Source organism: Allokutzneria multivorans (genome assembly GCF_039537405.1).
In the GTDB taxonomy this organism is placed as follows: domain Bacteria; phylum Actinomycetota; class Actinomycetes; order Mycobacteriales; family Pseudonocardiaceae; genus Allokutzneria; species Allokutzneria multivorans.
Map to the genome: position 1 here is coordinate 22,857 of NZ_BAABAL010000006.1, position 17,533 is coordinate 40,389.

At 70.2% G+C, this 17,533-nt stretch carries 16 protein-coding genes and 1 pseudogene; 8 read left to right on the plus strand and 9 right to left on the minus strand.

Annotation, left to right across the window (positions count from 1 at the left end; translation table 11 throughout):
* Positions 1–107: 107 nt before the first annotated feature.
* Entirely contained in the window at positions 108–2,114 is a 2,007-nt protein-coding gene (locus ABD798_RS09815; protein WP_344873012.1) for a thioredoxin domain-containing protein, read from the minus strand.
* A gap of 100 nt (positions 2,115–2,214) precedes the next feature.
* Here ABD798_RS09815 and ABD798_RS09820 point away from each other — a divergent pair.
* Positions 2,215–2,931: pseudogene (locus ABD798_RS09820) on the plus strand (metallophosphoesterase); the annotation flags it as partial.
* Between the two features lie 23 nt (positions 2,932–2,954).
* Here ABD798_RS09820 and ABD798_RS09825 read toward each other — a convergent pair.
* The gene (locus ABD798_RS09825) at positions 2,955–3,236 is read right to left on the minus strand and encodes a hypothetical protein (protein WP_344873014.1); all 282 of its coding nucleotides are present in this window, start codon (positions 3,234–3,236) and stop codon (positions 2,955–2,957) included.
* Entirely contained in the window at positions 3,233–4,114 is an 882-nt protein-coding gene (gene mca / locus ABD798_RS09830) for a mycothiol conjugate amidase Mca (protein ID WP_344873016.1), read from the minus strand. Before mca ends, ABD798_RS09825 begins: the two co-directional genes overlap by 4 nt.
* Positions 4,115–4,271: 157 nt before the next feature.
* Here mca and ABD798_RS09835 point away from each other — a divergent pair, with 157 nt between their 5' ends.
* Positions 4,272–4,709: a DUF4307 domain-containing protein gene (locus ABD798_RS09835; protein WP_344873018.1), complete on the plus strand. Its 438-nt coding sequence runs from the start codon at positions 4,272–4,274 to the stop codon at positions 4,707–4,709.
* Positions 4,710–4,888: 179 nt separating this feature from the next.
* Entirely contained in the window at positions 4,889–5,386 is a 498-nt protein-coding gene (gene greA, locus ABD798_RS09840; RefSeq protein WP_344873020.1) for a transcription elongation factor GreA, read from the plus strand.
* Between the two features lie 130 nt (positions 5,387–5,516).
* On the opposite strand, the gene ABD798_RS09845 is transcribed toward greA, so the two are convergent.
* The gene (locus ABD798_RS09845) at positions 5,517–6,008 is read right to left on the minus strand and encodes an Lrp/AsnC family transcriptional regulator (RefSeq protein ID WP_425549195.1); all 492 of its coding nucleotides are present in this window, start codon (positions 6,006–6,008) and stop codon (positions 5,517–5,519) included.
* 149 nt (positions 6,009–6,157) lie between these two features.
* Between ABD798_RS09845 and hppD the strand changes: the two genes are divergently transcribed.
* Positions 6,158–7,357, plus strand: coding sequence for a 4-hydroxyphenylpyruvate dioxygenase (gene hppD / locus ABD798_RS09850; protein ID WP_344873022.1), 1,200 nt, complete (start codon positions 6,158–6,160; stop codon positions 7,355–7,357).
* 300 nt (positions 7,358–7,657) lie between these two features.
* On the opposite strand, the gene ilvA is transcribed toward hppD, so the two are convergent.
* Entirely contained in the window at positions 7,658–8,869 is a 1,212-nt protein-coding gene (ilvA, locus tag ABD798_RS09855; protein WP_344873024.1) for a threonine ammonia-lyase, read from the minus strand.
* A gap of 115 nt (positions 8,870–8,984) precedes the next feature.
* Between ilvA and ABD798_RS09860 the strand changes: the two genes are divergently transcribed.
* A complete protein-coding gene (locus tag ABD798_RS09860) occupies positions 8,985–9,239 on the plus strand; it encodes a hypothetical protein (RefSeq protein ID WP_344873026.1) in 255 nt (84 codons plus the stop codon).
* 58 nt (positions 9,240–9,297) lie between these two features.
* Here the strand turns inward: ABD798_RS09860 and ABD798_RS09865 are convergent, their stop codons facing one another.
* The 3 genes from ABD798_RS09865 to ABD798_RS09875 form a co-directional block, all read right to left on the minus strand.
* Positions 9,298–10,437: a cystathionine gamma-synthase gene (locus ABD798_RS09865; RefSeq protein WP_344873028.1), complete on the minus strand. Its 1,140-nt coding sequence runs from the start codon at positions 10,435–10,437 to the stop codon at positions 9,298–9,300.
* A gap of 323 nt (positions 10,438–10,760) precedes the next feature.
* Positions 10,761–11,969 (minus strand): hypothetical protein, encoded by a 1,209-nt coding sequence (locus tag ABD798_RS09870; RefSeq protein ID WP_344873030.1) that lies wholly within the window; start codon positions 11,967–11,969, stop codon positions 10,761–10,763.
* Between the two features lie 111 nt (positions 11,970–12,080).
* Positions 12,081–13,451: a cystathionine beta-synthase gene (locus ABD798_RS09875; protein ID WP_344873032.1), complete on the minus strand. Its 1,371-nt coding sequence runs from the start codon at positions 13,449–13,451 to the stop codon at positions 12,081–12,083.
* A 246-nt stretch (positions 13,452–13,697) separates the two neighbouring features.
* Here ABD798_RS09875 and ABD798_RS09880 point away from each other — a divergent pair, with 246 nt between their 5' ends.
* The 3 genes from ABD798_RS09880 (at position 13,698) to ABD798_RS09890 (ending at position 16,306) form a co-directional block, all read left to right on the plus strand.
* Positions 13,698–14,639 carry an SGNH/GDSL hydrolase family protein gene (locus tag ABD798_RS09880; RefSeq protein ID WP_344873034.1) on the plus strand — a complete coding sequence of 314 codons (942 nt, stop codon included), beginning with the start codon at positions 13,698–13,700 and terminating at the stop codon, positions 14,637–14,639.
* 52 nt (positions 14,640–14,691) lie between these two features.
* Positions 14,692–15,912: an acetyl-CoA C-acetyltransferase gene (locus tag ABD798_RS09885; protein WP_344873036.1), complete on the plus strand. Its 1,221-nt coding sequence runs from the start codon at positions 14,692–14,694 to the stop codon at positions 15,910–15,912.
* 64 nt (positions 15,913–15,976) lie between these two features.
* The gene (locus ABD798_RS09890; protein WP_344873038.1) at positions 15,977–16,306 is read left to right on the plus strand and encodes a hypothetical protein; all 330 of its coding nucleotides are present in this window, start codon (positions 15,977–15,979) and stop codon (positions 16,304–16,306) included.
* A 138-nt stretch (positions 16,307–16,444) separates the two neighbouring features.
* Here ABD798_RS09890 and ABD798_RS09895 read toward each other — a convergent pair whose 3' ends face one another.
* Entirely contained in the window at positions 16,445–17,227 is a 783-nt protein-coding gene (locus ABD798_RS09895) for a Bax inhibitor-1/YccA family protein (RefSeq protein ID WP_344873039.1), read from the minus strand.
* Between the last annotated feature and the right edge of the window lie 306 nt (positions 17,228–17,533).

Consider the following 17,533-nt stretch of genomic DNA (forward strand, 5'->3'; position numbering starts at 1 on the left):
GTCTCCTTTGATTACATGATTACACCTCTACGAACGTAACACCGACTACGCCTGTTCCCGGGCATGAAAAACGCCCCCGGGCGAACCCGGGGGCGTTCGGAAGATCGCTACGCGAGCGCGCTCGTCACCTCGTCGACGCTGGTCACAGGCCTGTCGCAGACGTAGCCACGGCACACGTAAGCCGCAGGCGCGCCGTCCACCAGCGGCCTGTTCGCCAACAGCGGACCGCCGTCCGGCTCCCCCACGAGCAGCAACGCACCACCCGGCAGCGCGCTCAGCGCCGCCCGCGCCAGCTCCTGCCGTCGCTCGTCGCCGTCAGCGCCGACGATCGCGACCTGGAGCGGTCCGCGCTCCCGCGCCTCAGCCACCGCGAGCCACCACCCGGCGAAACGCGGCGCACGGGCGGCCAACAAGCCGGCGCGGGCGATCGCGTGCTCCGCAGCGTCCCGGTAGCGCGCCGCGCGATCGGCTCCGGCCAGCGCGGAAGCCGCCAGCAGTGCACCGGCGAGCGACGAGCTACCGCACGGGCTCGCGTTGTCGGAGACGTCAGACGGGCGGCGGACGAGCTTCTCCGCGTCGTCGGCCGTGTCGTAGAAGACGCCGACATTGGCCGCGTCGGCGAAGTGCTCAAGCGCGGTGTCGAGCAGGTGCGTCGCGACGTGCAGCCACTTCGGCGTGGTGGTCGCCTGGTACAGCGCGAGCAGGCCCTCGGCGAGGCACCCGTAGTCCTCAAGGACTCCCACCGCGCGGCCCGCGACACCGTCGCGCGAACTCCGCAGCAGCCGACCTTCCGCGTAATGCTTGCTCAGCAACAGATCTGCGGCGGACACGGCCGCTTCGATCCACTGTGGACGGTCAAGGGCAGCGCCCGCGTCGGCCAGCGCGGCGATGGCCATGCCGTTCCACGCCGTCACCACCTTGTCGTCGCGGCCCGGCTGCGGACGACCAGCGCGAGCACCGAGCAGCTGGGCACGCACGCGCTCCCACCGCTCGTCGTCATCGGGGTTCTCGCGCAGCTGGAGCGTGGACATGCCGTCCTCGAAGGTCCCCTCCTCGGTGACCTCCAACAGCTGAGCCGCCCACGAACCGTCTTCCGCTCCAAGGACTTCGTTCAGCTGAGCGGGAGTCCAGGCGTAGGTGAGCCCTTCGACGCCGTCGGTGTCCGCATCCAGCGAGGCGGCGAACCCGCCCTCCGGCGTGAGCATCTCGCCGATCAGGAACTCGGCCGTCTCCGCAGCGACCCTGCGCGCGAGCGAGGAACCCGTGCGGCGAGCCAGGTGCGCGTAGCCGCGAAGCAGCAAAGCGTTGTCGTACAACATCTTCTCGAAGTGCGGCACCACCCAAGACGCGTCGACGCTGTAGCGCGCGAAGCCGCCCGCGAGCTGGTCGTACATGCCGCCGCGGGCCATCGCCTCGAAGCTGTCCTCGGCCATGGTCAGCGCCTCGACCGAGCCCGTGCGCTCGTGGTGGCGCAGCAGGAACTCCAGCACCATCGACGGCGGGAACTTCGGCGCGCCACCGAAACCACCGTTGTTCGCGTCGAAGTCCGTCATCAACCGCGAGACGGCTCCCGAGAGCACTGATTCGTCCACAGTGGACACAGGAAGCGGTGAAGCCTGTTCGGCGAGCTGGATGACGATGCGCGTGGCGGCCTCGCGGACCTCGTCACCTCGCTCGCGCCACGCTTCGCCGACGGCGTTGAGCAGCTGCGTGAACGACGGCATCCCTTGACGTGGCGCGGGCGGGTAGTAGGTGCCGCAGTGGAAGGGCTCGCCGTCCGGAGTGAGGAAGCACGTCATGGGCCAGCCGCCGTGGCCGGTCATGGCCTGCGTCGCCTCCATGTAGACCGCGTCGACGTCCGGGCGTTCCTCGCGGTCGACCTTGACGTTGACGAAGTTCGCATTCATCAGCTCGGCGGTGGCCTCGTCCTCGAAGGACTCGTGCGCCATCACGTGGCACCAGTGGCACGCCGCGTACCCGACGGACAGCAGCACCGGGACGTCGCGGCGGCGCGCCTCGGCGAAGGCCTCCTCGCCCCACGGCCACCAGTCCACGGGGTTGTCGGCGTGCTGCAACAGGTACGGACTGGTGGATTCGGCGAGCCGGTTCGGCATCGGCGTCCCTTCGCTGCTGGGCCGGAACTGTCTTGATACCCGTTTTGGCACAGTAGCGACCATGACCCAGTCCTCCAGGATCGTCCGCCCCGAAGAGCGCGGCCCCTTCGACGTGATCGGTGACGTGCACGGCTGCCAGGAGGAACTGCTCGCGCTGCTGGAGACGCTGGGCTACGAACTGGTCCGCGACGCGAAGGACCGCCCCGTCGACGCCGCGCACCCGGAGGGCCGCAAGGCGGTGTTCGTCGGCGACCTGGTGGATCGCGGCCCGGACACGCCGGGCGTGCTGCGCCTGACGATGGGCATGGTCGACGCCGGGAACGCGCTGGTGGTGTGCGGCAACCACGACCTGAAGCTGGCGCGGGCGCTGCGCGGGGACAAGGTCACGGCGCGGCACGGGCTCGCCGAGTCCCTGGAGCAGCTGGCCAAGCACTCCGAGGGTTTCCGCGAGCGCGCGCTGGACTTCCTGCTCGACCTGCCGGTGCACCTGGTGCTCGACGACGGTCGGCTGGTGATCGCGCACGCGGGCCTGCCGGAGCGGTTGCACGGTGTGGAGTCCGGACGCGCCAAGTCGTTCGCGCTCTATGGGGACACCACGGGCGAGACCGACGCCAACGGGCTGCCGGTGCGCCTGCCGTGGGCGGAGCAGTACCGGGGTGCGGCCACCGTGCTCTACGGCCACACCCCGGTCACCGAGGCAACGTGGGTCAACAACGCGATGTGCCTGGACACCGGCTGCGTCTTCGGCGGCAAGCTCACCGCGTTCCGCTACCCGGAGCAGGAGATCGTCGACATCGCCGCGCGCCGGGTCTGGTACCGGCACGCGGTGTACGGCGCGCTCTACTGAGCCTGCTTGTCCTCGCCCGCCGCGACTTCGGCCTTGGCCAGCACGCTGGACTCCGCAGTCTCAGCGGTCTCGTCGGGCTTGTCGAAACTCGCCGGGAGCTTGCGCAGGTGCTTGTTCATCGACCTGGCCAGGAAGGCCACGGCGACGAAGAACAGGATCAGCAGGAGCAGGCCGACCGGGGCCGCCTTGCCGAAGTCCTCGCCTCGGCCGCCCGGGTCGTCCGGCTGGGGTGGCGCCTGAGCGACCAGCGCCACCGTTGCTTCGTAACCAGTCACGCACTGACCTTCTCATGCACCCCGGAGAACAGGTCGTCCTCGGGCAGCGTGGTGTCCACCAGCGAGCGCGCCAGCTCGTACTCCTCGGTCGACCACAGCTCGCGCTCCAGCTCACGCGGCATCGCGAACCAGCGGCTGGTCGGGTCGATCTGGGTGGCGTGCGCGATCAGCGCGTCGTCGCGCTGCTGGAAGTACGCGCCGCACTCGATCTGGGTCGTGACCCGCTCCATCACGTCCGGGCTGTCGGAGGACCAGCGCTGCAGCCACTCGCCGTAGGGCGACTCGCCGTCCCTGGCCAGCAGCGCCTCGTGGAACTTGGTCATCTTCGCCCGGGAGAAGCCGTGCGAGTAGTACAGCTTCAGCGGCTGCCAGGGCGCTCCGGCGTCGGGGAAGCGGTCCGGGTCGCCCGCCGCGTCGAAGGCGGCGACGGAGACCTCGTGGCAGCGGATGTGGTCCGGGTGCGGGTAGCCGCCGTTCTCGTCGTAGGTGATCACCACGTGCGGCCGGAACTCGCGCACCACGCGGACCAGCTCCTCGGTGGAGACCTCCAGCGGGACCAGCGCGAAGCAGTCCTCCGGCAGCGGCGGCAACGGGTCGCCCTCGGGGAAGCCCGAGTCGACGAAACCCAGCCAGCGGTGCTGGACGCCGAGGATCTCGGCGGCGCGGGCCATCTCGCCCCTGCGCACCTCGCCCATGTTGGCCTCGACCTCGGGGCTCTCCATCGCGGGGTTGAGGATGCTGCCCCGCTCGCCGCCGGTGCAGGTGACCACCATCACCTCGTGCCCCTCGGCGACGTAGCGCGCCGTGGTGGCCGCGCCCTTGCTCGATTCGTCGTCCGGGTGCGCGTGCACCGTCATCAGACGCAGCTTCTCGGCCATAGGTAGCTGTGGTCCCTCCTGCTCACAGTCGTCGGGCGAGGGCGGACGCTGAGGTCGGCCCCCACTGTGTCCACCTGCCTGGGATACTCAACTCCGACGAGCACGCCCATTGTTCCTAACGGGACTGACAATCTTGGCGCGGGGAGGCCGGTCCGAGGTGAGTGATCAGGCACTTCCGCAGGGGCGCTACGGCCGCGACCGGGACAGCGGGATGTCCCGGCGGACCCGGATCTCACTGCTCGTGCTCTTCCTGTCACTGGGCGTCGCCGCGACGGTGGTCGGCTTCCTGAACCTCGGCACCCAGCCGATCAGCACCGAGCGGACGGCCTTCACGGTCGTCGACGACGCCAACGTCAAGATCGACTTTCAGGTGATCCGCGACGAGCCCGACCGGGCCGCGGTGTGCGTCGTGCGGGCCCGTTCGGCCGACGGCACCGAGGTCGGCCGGAAAGAGGTCTACGTGCCTCCCGCGCGGGATCTTTCTTTGCGAACAACGGTTATCCGCACTTCGAAACGACCCGTTACCGGTGAGGTATTCGGCTGCTCATACCAGGTCCCCGAGTATCTGGCACCTACCCCACGGCCAAGTGGGTGAACTGGGATAACGAGCACCCGGCCACCCGGAAAACACGGGCGTCGGAGGGCACTTCCGTGCTACCCTCGGTCGATGGCACGGCCTCTTTCGCGAGGCCGTGTTTTTCCGTTCTCGCCCACAAGCCTTAGGGCGGGAATGCTGCCGGCCGCACATCCGTGGGGCCCGGGAGGAGACGAGGAGTGGTAACCGTGACCGAGACCCCGGTGACTTGGCTGACCCAAGACGCGCACGACAGGCTCAAGCAGGAGCTTGACGAGCACATCGCCAGGCGCCCGGTGATCGCCGCGGAGATCAACGCCCGCCGGGAGGAGGGCGACCTCAAGGAGAACGGTGGCTACCACGCCGCCCGCGAGGAGCAGGGCCAGCTGGAGGCGCGCATCCGCCAGCTCCAGGAGCTGCTGCGCGGCGCCAAGGTGGGCGAGGCGCCGAGCGACTCCGGGGTCGTGCAGCCCGGCATGGTGCTGACCGTGCGCTACGAGGGCGACGACGAGACCGAGACCTTCCTGCTGGGCGCCCGCGAGGAGGGCTCGCACGGCGGGCTGGAGACCTACTCGCCGAACTCGCCGCTGGGCAAGGCGCTGCTCGGCGCCAAGAAGGGCGAGACCCGCGAGTACGAGCTGCCCAACGGCAACAAGGCCGCGGTCACCCTGACCTCCGTGAAGCCCTACACCGGCTGAACGCGCTGACGCGAGACCCGGTCGCCAACGCGGCCGGGTCTTTTGCGTGTCAGGGGGCCGTCCCGCACTCACCGAGTTCGCTGGTCTTCACGACCCGCAAACCCTGACCGAGGGCCGGGGCCGCCGCGTGTCAGGAGTCGGTGAGCAGGCGTTCCAGCAGCGGTCGCACGCGCGGCGCGATCGGCGTGGACAGCGCTATGGCGGTGGAGGTGCGCTGCACCCCGGTCGCCCCGACGACCTCGTCGATGACCCGCTGGAGATCGTCGTTGTCGCGCGCCACCATGCGCACCAGCAGGTCGCCCTGGCCGGTGGTGGCGTGCACCTCGCAGACCTCGTCGATGGCGGTGAGCCGCTCGGCCACCTCCTGCCTGCGGCCCTGGGCGATCTCCAGGATGGCGAAGGCGGTCAGCCCGTAACCCATCGCGGCCAGGTCCAGCGCGGGCGGGAAGCCTCCGAGCACACCGCGGCGCACCAGCCGGTCCAGCCGCGCCTGCACGGTCCCCCGCGCCACCCCGAGTCGCCGCGAGCACTCCAGCACGCCCAGCCGGGGCTCGTCGGTCAGCAGGAGCAGCAACCGCGCGTCCAACGCGTCGAGCGGGTCCTCCACGACTGGCTCAGTCATCGCACTTCTCCTGGGCAGGCTGCTCGATCTGACGGCTTTTCCCGTGATCATACTGGGCAATCTGCATAGCAAACTGACTGACTGTTGCTCACAGTGTCCTGCGCACGCATTCTCGGATCACCGAACTGACGCCGAGGCGAGGAGGGGTCATGACCGAGACTCTCGACCAGGGCAAGCCCATGGACGACGTGAGCTTCGACCAGCTGCGCCAGCTGGTCGGCCTGGTGGACTACGACTCCTCCAGCGACCCGTTCCCGGTCAAGTCGATGGACGCCGTGGTCTTCGTGGTGGGCAACGCCACCCAGACCGCGCTCTTCTACCAGACCGCCTTCGGCATGGAGCAGATCGCGTACTCCGGCCCGGAGACCGGCAACCGCGGTCACAAGTCCTACGTGCTGAAATCCGGCTCGGCGCGCTTCGTGATCAACGGCGGGGTGGCCCCGGACAGCCCGATGCTGGACCACCACCGCGCGCACGGCGACGGCGTGGTGGACCTGGCTCTGGAGGTCGGCGACGTCGACCGCTGCGTCGAGCACGCGCGGTCCCAGGGCGCCACGGTCCTCGACGAGCCGCACGACGTCTCCGACGAACACGGCACCGTGCGCATGGCGGCCATCGCGGCCTACGGCGAGACCCGGCACACGCTGATCGACCGCTCGCGCTACACCGGCCCGTACCTGCCCGGCTACGTGGCCAAGGCGGGCGTGTACCGCAAGCCCGAGGGCGCGCCGAAGCGCTTGTTCCAGGCGGTCGACCACTGCGTCGGCAACGTCGAGCTCGGCAAGATGGACTACTGGGTCGAGTTCTACAACCGCGTCATGGGCTTCGTGAACATGGCGGAGTTCATCGGCGACGACATCGCCACCGACTACTCCGCGCTGATGAGCAAGGTCGTCGCGAACGGCAACCACCGGGTCAAGTTCCCGCTCAACGAGCCCGCAGTGGCGCAGCGCAAGTCGCAGATCGACGAGTACCTGGAGTTCTACGGCGGCGCCGGGTGCCAGCACATCGCGCTCGCCACCAACGACATCCTGTCCACTGTGGACGCGATGCGGGCGGCGGGCGTGGAGTTCCTGGACACCCCGGACTCCTACTACGACGACCCCGAGCTGCGCGCCCGCATCGGCGAGGTCCGCGTGCCGATCGAGGAGCTGAAGAGCCGCAAGATCCTGGTGGACCGGGACGAGGACGGCTATCTGCTGCAGATCTTCACCAAGCCGACCGGCGACCGGCCGACGGTGTTCTACGAAATGATCGAGCGGCACGGCTCGCTCGGCTTCGGCAAGGGCAACTTCAAGGCCCTCTTCGAGGCCATCGAGCGCGAGCAGGAGCGCCGCGGCAACCTCTGACCCGAGTTGGATGAAGTGTCGCCGGGTTCGCCGAACCTGGCGGCACTTCTACTTGCGCAGCGCGAGGGCGATCAGGACGGCGGGCCCGGCAGCCCTGACCCGAGGATCGCCGGCGTCGCACTAAACATACACACGCGCATGTATGCCAATCGCCGCAGGTCAATCCACACCCCACGGGCACTCCGAGGCTCGCCCCCACGCCCGATCACGAAAGTCCCGTTTGACGCGTTGAGGGCACTGAACGGGTCGTTCAGCGCCCTCAACGCACCAAACGACCCGTTCAGGGCTTAAACGGCGTGGTCAGAGTTGGCGGGAGACGGTGTAGCCGACCTGGCGGAGGGTGGTCACGACCTGCTGGCAGTGTTCGGCGCCGCGCGTCTCCAGGTTCAGGGCGACGACGACCTCGCCGAGCGCCAGCGCTCCGGAGACGCGAGTGTGCTCGACGTCGAGCACGTTGGCGCCGAGCGCACCGATCCTGGTCAGCAGCGCCCCGAGCGAGCCGGGCTTGTCGGGCACGCGCACGCGCAGCGACAGGTAGCGGCCCGCCGCGTTCAGGCCGTGCTGGATGACGTGCAGCAGCAACAGCGGGTCGACGTTGCCGCCGGAGAGGACCACGGCGACCGGGCCGGGGAAGCGCCCGGGGTGGTCGAGCACGGCCGCCATCGCCGCAGCGCCTGCCGGCTCCACGACGAGCTTCTGGCGCTCCAAGCACATCAGCAGCGCCCGCGACAGGGACTCCTCACTGACCGTCAGGATGTCGTCGACCAGCTCGGAGACGTGCGCGAAGGTCACTTCGCCGGGGATGCCGACCGCGATGCCGTCGGCGATGGTGTGCATCTCCGGCAGCTTCAGCGGGGAGCCGTGGGCCAGCGACGGCGGCCAGGTCGCCGCCTGCTCGGCCTGCACGCCGATCACCCGGCAGTCCGGCTTGATCGCCTTCACCGCCGCGGCCACCCCGCCGACGAGGCCACCGCCGCCGCAGCCGACGAGGATCGTGCGGACCTCGGGCAGCTGCTCCAGGATCTCCAGGCCGATGGTGCCCTGCCCGGCGATCACGTCGACGTGGTCGAAGGGGTGGATGAACTCGGCGCCGGTCTTCTCCGCGAACAGCTTCGCCTCGTGCAGCGCCTCGTCGACGGTCGCCCCGTGCAAGTGCACCTCGGCGCCGTACGACCGGGTCGCGGCGAGCTTGGGCAGCGGTGCACCGGTCGGCATGTAGACGGTCGCCTGGCAGCCGAGCAGCGACGCCGCGAGCGCGACGCCCTGCGCGTGGTTGCCCGCGCTCGCGGCGACAACACCCCGCGAGCGCTGCTCCTCGGAGAGACCGTGGATGCGCACGTAGGCGCCCCTGAGCTTGAACGAACCGGTGCGCTGGAGGTTCTCGCACTTGAGGTACACCGGCGTTCCGTGCAGCCGCTCCAGCACGCCGGAGAGCTCAAGCGGGGTGTGCCGAACCACGCCCGCCAGCAACTTCCGCGCCGCGTGGATGCGGTCGAGACTGACCAGCTCCATGCCGGGAGATCCTGCCAGGCGTTCAGCACTCCGGGACACGGCTCGGCCGGGCGGGTACCCTGATCCGCAGGCCCGATCGTGGCCGAGAAGACCCTGGAGCGAGCAGATGGCCCACATGACGCGCAGCGGTGGGACGCTCTCCCTGATCGCGGCGCTGGCCGCGGCGGGAGCGCTGACGTTCACCGCGGTGTACACCGTCGTGCAGACGGGCTGCACCGATCAGGGGGAGATCGTCCAGCGCGGTTCGGTGCTGGAGCTCGTCGGCGGCTGCGTGGAACACGGCGACCTGCCGGTGGGACCGCAGCACCCCAAGAACGCGGGCTCCGAGCAGGCCGAAGGCAAGCACACGCCCGGCAAGATCCGCCCCTGACGCACTTACGACGAAGGGCGCCCAGCTCGACGGTGGGCGCCCTTCGCGTTCGTCAGGCTCAGCCCAGCGCGGCGCGCAGGTCCTCGACCAGGTCGTCGCCGTCCTCGATGCCCACGGAGACCCGGACCAGGTCGGCCGGGACCTGGAGCAGGGAGCCCGCGGTGCTCGCGTGGGTCATCCTGCCCGGGTGCTCGATCAGCGACTCGACGCCGCCGAGGGACTCCGCGAGCGTGAACAGCCTGGTGCGCGAGCAGATGTCCATCGCCTCCTGCTCACCGCCCGCGACGGTGAAGGAGATCATGCCGCCGAAGCGCCGCATCTGCTTCGCCGCGACCTCGTGCCCCGGGTGCTCCGGCAAGCCGGGGTAGAAGACCTTCGTCACCTTCGCGTGCCTGGTCAGCATGTCGACGACGCGCTCGGCGTTGTCGCTGTGCTTCTCCATGCGCAGCGCCAGGGTCTTCACCCCGCGCAGCGTCAGCCACGCGTCGAACGGGCCGGGCACCGCGCCGCCGCCGTTCTGCAGGAACGCGAACTGCTCGGCCAGCTCGTCGCTGTTGGTCACCAGCGCGCCGCCGACGACGTCGGAGTGGCCGCCGACGTACTTGGTCGTGGAGTGCAGCACCACGTCGGCGCCCAGCTCCAACGGGTTCTGCAGGTACGGGGACGCGAAGGTGTTGTCCACCACCAGCTTCGCGTCGGCGCCGTGCGCAACCTGGGCCAGCGCGGCGATGTCGGCGATGTTCAGCAGCGGGTTGGTCGGCGTCTCGACCCAGACGAGCTTGGTGGTGGGCCGGATCGCCGCGCGCACCGCGTCCACGTCGGCCAGCGGGACCGGCGTGTGCTCGATGCCCCACTGCGAGAGCACCTTGTCGATCAGCCGGAACGTGCCGCCGTAGGCGTCGTTCGGGATGACGATGTGGTCCCCGGGACGGCAGATCGAGCGCAGCGCCACGTCGGAGGCCGACATGCCGGAGGCGAACGCCCTGCCGTGCTTGCCGCTCTCCAACGCGGCGAGGCAGGTCTCCAGCGCCGTCCGCGTCGGGTTGCCGGTGCGGGAGTACTCGTAGCCCTGGCGCAGCCCGCCGACGCCGTCCTGGGCGTAGGTCGAGGTGGCGTGGATGGGCACGATGACCGACCCGGTGTGCGGGTCGGGTTCCTGTCCGGCGTGGATAGCCCTGGTCGCGAAGCCGTCACTCATGCGATGAGCGTACGCACTCCCCCACCCCTGTCGATGCCGATGTGCGCCACACGGTCCACCCGTCGAGACGAACGGCACTGACCCGATCGGACCTACTGACCAGGCCGTCCCCGAGTCTGCCCCCACTGCTGCTGGAACTGCGGCGGCGGGCCCCACTGCGGGTGCGGCGGAAGCGGGCCGTAGCCCGGCTGCGGCTGCCAGTGGAACGGGTGTTGTGGACCGGTCACCACGTTCCCCCCTTGGTTCGACGGTGAAACGGCGCCAGCCCCCGGCGGTGTGCCGGGGGCTGGCGCGGTGGAACGACTCAGTTCGAGCGGCTGGGCCTACTGCTGGCCCGGCCACCCCTGCTGCTGACCCGGCTGGCCGGGCTGCTGCTGACCCCACTGCTGCTGGGGCTGCTGCGGAGCCTGCTGGCCCCACTGGCCCTGCTGGGGCTGCTGCTGGCCCCACTGGCCCTGCTGCGGCTGCTGCTGGCCCCACTGGCCCTGCTGCTGGCCCCAGCCGCCCGCCTGCGCGGGCTGCATCCCGGCCTTGGCGCGGACCTCGGCCACCGTCATCGGCAGGAACCAGAGCACGGCGAGACCGGCGAAGAGCAGCATCGCGAAGATCGACGTCGCACCGGCGGCGACGACGATCATGGTGATCAGACCGGAGAGCGCGACGGCACCCGCGCCCACGCCCGCGCCGAGCCGGGCCCATTCCTTGCCCTGCTGCCCGGCGAACCAGCCGCACGCGGCCGTGGCGGCGGAGCCGACCAGGATCACGATGGCGAGGATCAGCGCGAAGACGAGCGTGCCCGAGCCGGGACCGGCCGACGGGGTGGGAATGCGTCCGCCGAACTGGCGCGACAGCTCACTGAGCGAGCTCTGCGCCTTGCTCACGTACGAGAACGCCTCGATGGTGTTGATCAGCGAGACGATGCCGAGGATCGTGAACAGACCACCGATACCGATGCTGGCCCACATCGCGATCAGCAGCATCGGCGGAGCGCCGCCGCCCTGCTGCTGACCCCACTGCTGCTGGGGCTGGCCCCACTGGCCCTGCGGGTGCTGCTGCTGGCCCCACTGGCCCTGCGGCTGCGCGCCGGGCTGCTGCTGGGCGCCCCACGCGGGCTGCTGGAAGCCACCGGAGGGCGTGCCCGCCTGCGGCTGCGGGGGCTGCTGGCCCCACTGCTGCTGGGGCTGCTGGGCACCCCACTGCGGCTGCTGCGGCTGGCCGGGCTGCTGTTGCGGCTGTTGCACGGGGGAACCACCTCCGACGACCTGCGTTGCGTCCGCGGCCCCCGGGACCGCCTGCTGCGGGGTGGACGGCGCGACGACCTGGGTCGCGTCGGCCGAGTCGCCGGATCCGCCGAGCGCGGAGCTGATCCCCTGCGCGCCCTCCTGGCCGGCGCCATGCGTTGTCGTCGGGAGATCTCCCGCCGAGGACGGTGTCGGCTGTTCCGCCACGGCCCCTCCCTTGTCCTCGTTGTTCTCGCCTGGTGCCTGCTGGCCGCCCTGGTTCTGGTTGCTGGGCGGCTGAGGAGCGGTCATCGGGTTCCTACCCCCTTGGCCTGGCCGGTAAGTCCGTGTGCGGCAACGCTAGCGGATGCTCCGAACGGACCAGAGGCGCAGTGGCTGTGGTGTTTGTGTCGATCTTCACGGTCAACGGCCTGCGAGGAAACCCAGCACGTCCTGCCGGGTCACCACACCTGCCGGTTTGCCATCCTCCAGCACCATGGCGCCGTCCGCATCGGACAGTGCCTTCATCGCGGTGCTGATGGCCTCACCGGCGCCGATGGTCGGCAGCGGCGGGGACATGTGCTGTTCGACGCGGTCGGTCAGCTGGGCGTTCCCGGTGAACAGCGCGTCGAGCAGATCGCGCTCGTTGAGCGCTCCGGAGACCTCGGCCGCCATGACGGGCGGTTCGGCGTTCACCACGGGCATCTGGGAGACACCGAACTCCCTCAGCACCGCGATGGCGTCGGCGACGGTCTCGTTGGGGTGTGCGTGCACGAGCTCGGGGAGCGTGCCGTCCTTGCGGCGCAACACATCCCCGACGGTGTGGCTGTTCTGGTCCGGCGGAAGGAAGCCGTAGGAGGACATCCACGAGTCGTTGAAGACCTTGGACAGGTAGCCGCGCCCGCCGTCCGGCAGCAGCACGACGACAACGGCGTCCGGCCCGAGCTTGGCAGCAACCCGCAGCGCCGCCGCCGCAGCCATCCCGCAGGAACCTCCGACCAGCAGGCCCTCCTCGCGGGCGAGGCGGCGGGTCACGTCGAAGGAGTCGCCGTCGGAGATCGCCACGATCTCGTCGCAGATCTCGCGGTCGTAGGTGGTCGGCCAGAAGTCCTCGCCGACGCCCTCGACCAGGTACGGGCGCCCGGAGCCGCCGGAGTAGACCGAGCCCTCGGGGTCGGCGCCGATGATCTGGACCGCGCCGCCGGAGATCTCCTTGAGGTAGCGCCCGGTCCCGGAGATGGTCCCGCCGGTGCCGATGCCCGCGACGAAGTGGGTGATCCGCCCCTGCGTCTGCTTCCACAGCTCGGGGCCGGTGGAGTGGTAGTGGCTCTCGGGGTTCTGCGGGTTGGCGTACTGGTTGGGCTTCCAGGCGCCGGGGATCTCGCGGACCAGTCGGTCGGAGACGTTGTAGTAGGAGTCCGGGTGCTCCGGCGCGACGGCGGTCGGGCAGACCACGACCTCGGCGCCGTAGGCCTTCAGGACGTTGCGCTTGTCCTCGCTGACCTTGTCCGGGCAGACGAAGACGCACTTGTAGCCCTTGCGCTGGGCGACGAGCGCGAGGCCGACACCGGTGTTGCCGGAGGTGGGCTCGACGATGGTGCCGCCGGGCTGCAGCTCACCGGAGCGCTCCGCCGCCTCGACCATGCGCAGCGCGATGCGGTCCTTCACGCTGCCGCCGGGGTTGAAGTACTCGACCTTGGCCAGCACGGTCGGCGCCAAGCCCTCGGCCAGCGAGTTCAGCTTGACCAGGGGGGTGTTGCCCACGAGGTCGACAATGTGTTCGGCGTACTCCACCGGTGCTTCCCTCTCAGCTGTCTGCGCGACCGCACGGGGGTGGTGCCCACCGGAGCGGCCTGTGGCGTGCCGAGGGTAGTCCCAGCCGCCACCAGCGCGAAGTCCGGTATGGGCGGTCGCGGCGAGCAGGTGGGGAGAACGCACCCGATGCGGAACAATCGGCGGTGAGTTCTGCGTCTTCTGGGGGAGCCGTCCGATACTCGTCCAGCGTGGTCGAGCGACGGGTGGCGGAAGGAGGTCCTCGCGGTGGCAGGTCTGCGCGCACTGCGGATCGCGGCGGCGGCCGCTGGAGCCCTCGGCGGGCTCTCCGGCGCCGTGTACAGCCTGTTGAACGAGCAGTCGCGGCGGGCGCGGCTGATCATCGGCCTGCCCGCGGCGCCACCGCCGAGGGCGGACGGCGTGTACCTGCCGACCGGTGAGGGACCGCTCGCGCCGGAGGACCCGGCGGTGGGCGAGCCGCCGGTGCTCTTCGCGATGATCGGCGACTCGATCGCGGCCGGGCTCGGGGTGGAGACGGCGGCCGAACTGCCCGCCGTGCTGCTGGCCAAGGCGCTCGCCGAGGAATCGGAGCTGCCGGTCCAGCTGACCACCCACGCGGTGAGCGGCTCGACGAGCAGGGACCTGGAGGGCCAGGTGGACCTGGCGCTGCGGCAGCCGCCCGACCTGGCGCTGGTGATCATCGGCGGCAACGACGTCACCACGCAGATCCCGATCACGACCTCGGCGGCGCTGCTGGAGAAGCACGTCGGCAGGCTGCGCGCGGCCGGGGCCGCCGTGGTCGCGGGCACCTGTCCCGATCTGGGCGCGGTGCGGCCGATCCCGCAGCCACTGCGCTCGCTGGTGCGCTCGTGGAGCCTGCTGCTGGCCAAGACGCAGCACCGCGCGATCGAGCGCGCGGGCGGAGTGCCGGTCCCGCTCGCCGACCTGCTCTCGCCGGAGTTCCTGACCCGGCCCGCCGAACTGTTCAGCGCCGACCGCTTCCACCCGTCGGCGGCGGGCTACCTGATCTCCGTCGAGGTGCTGCTGCCCGCGCTGTGCAGTGCGATCGGCGTGTGGCAGGGCGGACCGATCGCGGACCCGCCGACGCGTTCGGCCGCCGCTGAGGCGATGCGGCCGAGCCGCAGGATCGCCGCGCGCATCGAGGCCGCGCGGGCCAAGCGCGCCACGAGGTTCCCCCGCCACAATTAGGGTTACCCGCGAGTAGTCTCGGGCTAGCCCCCTCGGACGAAGGAGTCCCGCGATGCCAGAAGCCGTGATCGTCGCAGCAGCCCGCTCCCCCATCGGCCGGGCGGGCAAGGGCTCGCTCGTGGACGTCCGCCCGGACGACCTCGCGGCTCAGGTGATCACCGCCGCCCTCGGCCAGGTCCCGCAGCTCGACCCGCGCGAGATCGACGACCTGATGCTGGGCTGCGGTCTCCCCGGCGGCGAGCAGGGCTTCAACCTCGGGCGCGTGGTGTCGGTGTTGCTCGGCCACGACCACCTGCCCGGCTGCACGGTGACCCGCTACTGCGCGTCCAGCCTGCAGACCACGCGAATGGCCCTGCACGCGATCAAGGCGGGCGAGGGCGACGTCTTCATCAGCGCGGGCGTGGAGACGGTCTCGCGCTTCGCCAAGGGCAGCTCCGACTCGTGGCCCGACACCCACAACCCGCGGTTCGCCGACGCCGAGGCCCGTACGCAGCGCGTCGCGGAGCAGGGAGCGGACGAGTGGCACGACCCGCGCGAGGACGGCGCGGTGCCGGACGTCTACGTCGCAATGGGGCAGACGGCGGAGAACTTGGCTCTGCTCAAGGGAATCAGCCGCGAGGAGATGGACCACTTCGGCGTCCGCTCGCAGAACCTGGCCGAGCAGGCGATCGCGAACGGCTTCTGGGCGCGCGAGATCACGCCGATCACCAAGCCCGACGGCTCCGTGGTGAGCGCCGACGACGGCCCGCGCGCCGGGGTCACCTACGAGAAGACCGCCACGCTCAAGCCCGTGTTCCGCCCGGACGGCCGGATCACCGCGGGCAACTGCTGCCCGCTCAACGACGGCGCGGCGGCACTGGTGATCATGAGTGACACCAAGGCGAAGCAGCTCGGCATCACCCCGCTGGCCAGGGTCGTCTCCACCGGCGTCTCCGGGCTCTCGCCGGAGATCATGGGGCTCGGCCCGGTCGAGGCCTCGAAGCGGGCGCTCGCGCTGGCCGGCCTGTCGATCGGCGACATCGACCTCGTCGAGATCAACGAGGCCTTCGCCGCCCAGGTCATCCCGTCCTACCGGGAACTGGGCGTCGATCAGGACCGGCTCAACGTCAACGGCGGGGCGATCGCGGTCGGCCACCCGTTCGGCATGACCGGGGCCAGGATCACCACCACGCTGATCAACTCGCTGCGCTTCCACGACAAGCAGTTCGGCCTGGAGACGATGTGCGTCGGCGGCGGCCAGGGCATGGCGATGGTGCTGGAGCGCCTGAGCTGAGGCCGGTGTTTCAGGCTCGGCTGTAGCGGTGGCGCGTCGCCGGGGCCGTCGGCACACTCCGATGATGATCTTGAAGAAGCACCCGGCACGGTTCGGCCTCGCCGCGCTCTGCGGCGTCCTGCTCCCCCTTGGCGGGATGGCGCCCGTGAGCGCGGCGGAGCGGGCGCCCCAGGTCTGCGGCGAGGGCCCGAACAGCACGTTCGAGGGCGAGTACACCTCGTGCGGCGAGTGCGAGGCCGTCGCGCGGTCGTACCAGGACGCGGGTGGTGGGCCCGGCAAGGTCGGCTACGTCTGCATCCCGATCACCGGCGGCAACGGCAGGCACAGCCTGGGCATCTGCGGCCACGGCGGAAAGATCACGGTCAAGGGCCGCACGTTCCGCGAGTGCACCTGATCCGACGCGGCTGCCGGGTTTGCCTTGGTCAGCGACCGCTGGGGCGGGGGTCCGGCGTGCTTGAAGACCGGTGAACCCCAGAACGCCGAACGGCCCCGGTCGAGGTGACCGGGGCCGTTCGCGCGTCGTGCGGGTGGCTCACTCCTCGCGGAGCAGGGCCAGCAGGCGCAGGATCTCGACGTAGAGCCACACGAGCGAGGCCACCAGCCCGAAGGCGGTGAACCAGGCCCACTTGGCCGGGTAGCCGGCGCGGACCATCTCGTCGGCCTGGTCGAACTCCAGCAGCAGCGTGAACGCCGCGATCACGATGAACAGCAGGCCGATACCGATGCCCATCCAGCCCTGGCGGATGCCGAGGCCGCCGGGGACGAAGAAGCCCACCAGCAGGTTGGCCAGCATCAGCACACCGGCGCCGATGACACCGGCGACGATCATCTTGGTCAGCCGCGGGGTGACCCGGATGGCGCCCGTCTTGTAGACGATCAGCATGCCGAGGAACACCGCGGCCGTGCCGATGAGCGCCTGGACGCCGATGCCCTTGAGCTGCGGAATGCTCTCGAACAGCCCAGTGAGGGCGCCGAGGACGACACCCTGGGCCGCCGAGTAGATCAGCGTCAGCGCGGCGCTGGGCTTGGGCCGGAAGCACATGAAGATCGCGATACCGATGCCGACGAGCGCGGCGGGCAGCGCGAGGGCGTACATGGCCCCGCCGCTCATCGCGGTGAGGACACCGGCGACGATCACGACGGCCAGCGAGGCCGCGGTCTTCATGACCACGTCGTCGACGGTGATCGGCCGCTCCGCGGTGGGAGGCGCCGACGGGTAGGGGTCGTAGCCGGCGGCCTGACCGCCGTGCTGGAACGAGGCGTATCCGCCGCTGCTCGGCAGGTTGCGGAACGCCGGGTTGCTAGAAGTGCGCACCTCAGTCCTCCAGGAACGTGTTTCACACCGTCCGCCGAGTACAACGTCGGTCGACGCGCTGGGGTTCCCGGGACGGTTAAAGCCTGACTTTACTCTTCGCCGTCGTCACCGACCCCGAGGTCCGGCGAATCGGGACCGATCTTTATTCTTCGATGTCGACCACGCCACATACCGGCGGTACGTGACGATCTCCAGCGGCCATTCGTGGATCTTGATACGACTGGGTGTACCAGCGGATTGACCCGAATGTGCTAATTCACCAACGCAACGCGCACGTTGTCCTCCTCGGGTTGTCGCCCCGACGGT

Bases quoted from the DNA above. Each gene is read 5' to 3' on its own strand.
- ABD798_RS09815 (WP_344873012.1), bottom strand. From the start codon at position 2,114: ATGCCGAACCGGCTCGCCGAATCCACCAGTCCGTACCTGTTGCAGCAC.
- mca (WP_344873016.1), bottom strand. From the start codon at position 4,114: ATGGCCGAGAAGCTGCGTCTGATGACGGTGCACGCGCACCCGGACGAC.
- ABD798_RS09845 (WP_425549195.1), bottom strand. From the start codon at position 6,008: ATGACTGAGCCAGTCGTGGAGGACCCGCTCGACGCGTTGGACGCGCGG.
- hppD (WP_344873022.1), top strand. From the start codon at position 6,158: ATGACCGAGACTCTCGACCAGGGCAAGCCCATGGACGACGTGAGCTTC.
- ilvA (WP_344873024.1), bottom strand. From the start codon at position 8,869: ATGGAGCTGGTCAGTCTCGACCGCATCCACGCGGCGCGGAAGTTGCTG.
- ABD798_RS09860 (WP_344873026.1), top strand. From the start codon at position 8,985: ATGACGCGCAGCGGTGGGACGCTCTCCCTGATCGCGGCGCTGGCCGCG.
- ABD798_RS09865 (WP_344873028.1), bottom strand. From the start codon at position 10,437: ATGAGTGACGGCTTCGCGACCAGGGCTATCCACGCCGGACAGGAACCC.
- ABD798_RS09870 (WP_344873030.1), bottom strand. From the start codon at position 11,969: ATGACCGCTCCTCAGCCGCCCAGCAACCAGAACCAGGGCGGCCAGCAG.
- ABD798_RS09885 (WP_344873036.1), top strand. From the start codon at position 14,692: ATGCCAGAAGCCGTGATCGTCGCAGCAGCCCGCTCCCCCATCGGCCGG.
- ABD798_RS09890 (WP_344873038.1), top strand. From the start codon at position 15,977: ATGATCTTGAAGAAGCACCCGGCACGGTTCGGCCTCGCCGCGCTCTGC.